The sequence below is a fragment of the Xanthomonas sp. SHU 166 genome (genome assembly GCF_000364685.1).
Taxonomy (GTDB): domain Bacteria; phylum Pseudomonadota; class Gammaproteobacteria; order Xanthomonadales; family Xanthomonadaceae; genus Xanthomonas_A; species Xanthomonas_A sontii.
This window is the reverse complement of record NZ_AQOJ01000348.1, coordinates 1-2,501: the sequence shown is the minus strand read 5'-3', so window position 1 is coordinate 2,501 and position 2,501 is coordinate 1. Positions and strand designations below refer to the sequence as shown.

Genomic DNA, 2,501 nt, shown 5'->3' with positions numbered 1-2,501 from the left:
GCCGCGCGCCACCGCCAGGTAGGCCGGGGTGGCGGCCGGCGCCGGGGCCGGCGTGCGGTCCGAGGGCGCGCATGCGGCCAGCAGCAGGCTCAGCAGGGGCGCGGCGGCGAACGCTTTCATGGTGCGGGATTCCGTGAGGGCAGGGGCGAGGGCGGCGCGTTGACGCGGCGGTCGTCGAGGATGCGGCCGTCCTCCATCGACAGCACGCGGTCGGCATGGCGGATCAGGCGCGGGTCGTGGCTCACGCACAGCACCATGGTGTTGTGGCGGCGCGCGATGCGGTGCAGCAGGTCGATCACGATCTGGCCGTTGCCGGCGTCCAGCGCGCTGGTGGGTTCGTCGGCGAACAGCAGTGCCGGGTGCTTGGCCAGCGCGCGGGCGATCGCCACGCGCTGCTTCTCGCCGCCGGACAGTTCGGCCGGGCGCAGGTGCTGGCGGTGGGCGATGCCGACCTCGGCCAGCGCTTCCTCTGCACGGCTGCGCACTTCGGCCGGGGCCAGGCCCATGTACTGCAGCGGCAGCCGCACCTGGTCCAGCGCACACAGCGCCGGGAACAGGTTGAAGCCCTGGAAGATGAAGCCGGTGTGGCGCAGGCGGAACTGCTCCAGCGCGGTGGCGCCGAGCGCGCCCAGTTCCTCGCCCAGCGCCAGCACCTGGCCGGCGTCGGCGCGCTGCAGGCCGCTGAGGATCGACAGCAGGGTGCTCTTGCCGCAGCCCGACGGGCCGGAGATCAGGGTCAGCTCGCCCGGCCACACCTGCAGTTCCACGTCGCGCAGCACCGGCGTGCGCAGGCTGCCGGAGACGAAGCTCTTGCACAGTCCGCTGCCGCTGAGGGTGGCGGCGGCCGGATGCAGCGCGGCGGGGGCGACGATGCGGCTCATCGTAGCAGCAACGCCGGATCGGCGCGGCGCAGGCCGCGCAGCGCGGCCAGGGCCGAGACCACGGTCAGCAGCATCACCGCACACACGCACAGGCCCCAGCCGCTGGCGTTGAACGCCACCGGCACGTCGTGCGCGCGGGCCAGCGCGACCAGCGCCGCGCCCAGCGCGCTGGCGCCGATCAGGCCCAGCGCACCGACCCAGGCGGCCTGTTCCAGCACCACCCAGCGCAGGTTGCGCATGCTCACGCCCAGCGCGTTGAGCGTGGCGTACTCGCGCGCGGCGCCGAGCACGGTGCCGAGCAGGGTCTGGCTGGTGATGGCCACGCCGACCAGCAGCACGATGCCGCCGAGGAACAGCACGCCGGAGCCGGCGCCGGTGTCGAACATCCAGAACAGGATGCTGCGCCGGGCGAAATCGTCGGCGCTCCAGGCTTCCACGCGCGGCCGCGTGACCGCGCTGTCGATCGCCTGCGCCACCGCCTGCGGGTCGGCGCCGGGGCGCAGCCTGGCCACCATGTAGGTCGGCCAGTCCGGATGCGCAGTGTCGCTGTTGAGCGCGCGCGCGGTGTCCAGCGAGGCGAGCACGTTGACCCCGCCGAGCGCGCGCAGGCCGCGGCCGACTCCGATCACCCGCACGCGATGACCATTGATGCGCGCGCTGCTGCCGACGCCGACGCCGAGCTTGTCCAGTTCCGCGCGGTCCACCACCACGGTGTCCGGTTCGCGCAGCGCCGCGCGCAGGGCGGGGCTGAGCAGACGGGAGAACATCAGCCCGCCGTCGCGGGTGTCGATGCCGGAGATGTAGACCGACACCGCGCCGGTGTCGCCGGGGCCGCGCCAGTCGCCGTCGAACCAGATGAACGGCTCGACCTGCGCCACCCGCGGGTCCAGGTACAGCGGCGCGGCCGCGTCCGGATCGATGGCGCGGCCCTGGTCCACGCTCTGCGTGCCGGGATAGCCCAGCCACAAGTCGGCGTCGGAGCCGGACACATAGACGCTGGCGCTGCCGAAGATGCCCAGCACCAGCGCGGTCTGCAGCAGCAGCAACAGGCTGGCGAAGCCCACCGACACCACTACCGGCAGGAAGCGGCGCCACTCGTAGCGCAGGGTCTGGCGGGCCAGCGCGACCATCAGGGCTGCGCGCCTTCGTGGTTGCTGACGGCGCCTGTGCCGGGGATCGGCGCTGTGGCGCTGCCCAGTGCGGTGTGCAGGGCGACGTAGGCCAGGTCGCGCTGGCGCTGCGCTTCCAGCAGTTCCAGGGCGGCCTGGTCGCGCGCGGCCTGCTGCGTGGCCACGTCCAGGTCGCTGCCCAGGCCCAGCCGCCGGCGCTGCTGCGCGACCTCGCTGGCCTGCTGCTGTGCCTGCAGCACCTGCTGCTGGGTTTCGACGTTGCGCCGCTGCTGTTCCAGTGCGGTCAGCGCGTCCTCGACCTCGTTGACTGCCTCCAGCACGGTCTGGCGGTAGGCCAGGGTGGCCGCTTCCAGCAGGTCGCCGCGCGCCTTGGCCTTGGCATGGCGGATGCCCCAGTCGAACAGCGGAATGTCGATCACCGGGCCGAACGAGGCGATACCGTGGGTGGCGGTGCGGCGATGGCTCAGCAGGGTGGTCGACCAGCGGATCG

At 73.3% G+C, this 2,501-nt stretch carries 3 protein-coding genes; all 3 read right to left on the bottom strand.

Features of this window, described 5'->3' with window-relative positions:
- Positions 1-116: 116 nt before the first annotated feature.
- Complete coding sequence (locus D180_RS10150) at positions 117-881, bottom strand: ABC transporter ATP-binding protein (RefSeq protein ID WP_017912707.1); 765 nt, start codon at positions 879-881, stop codon at positions 117-119.
- The gene (locus tag D180_RS10145; RefSeq protein ID WP_017910964.1) at positions 878-2,011 is read right to left on the bottom strand and encodes an ABC transporter permease; all 1,134 of its coding nucleotides are present in this window, start codon (positions 2,009-2,011) and stop codon (positions 878-880) included. Before D180_RS10145 ends, D180_RS10150 begins: the two co-directional genes overlap by 4 nt.
- The coding region (locus D180_RS10140; RefSeq protein ID WP_017912706.1) for a TolC family protein at positions 2,011-2,501 on the bottom strand (491 nt) is incomplete at its 5' end. The genes D180_RS10140 and D180_RS10145, both read right to left, overlap by 1 nt.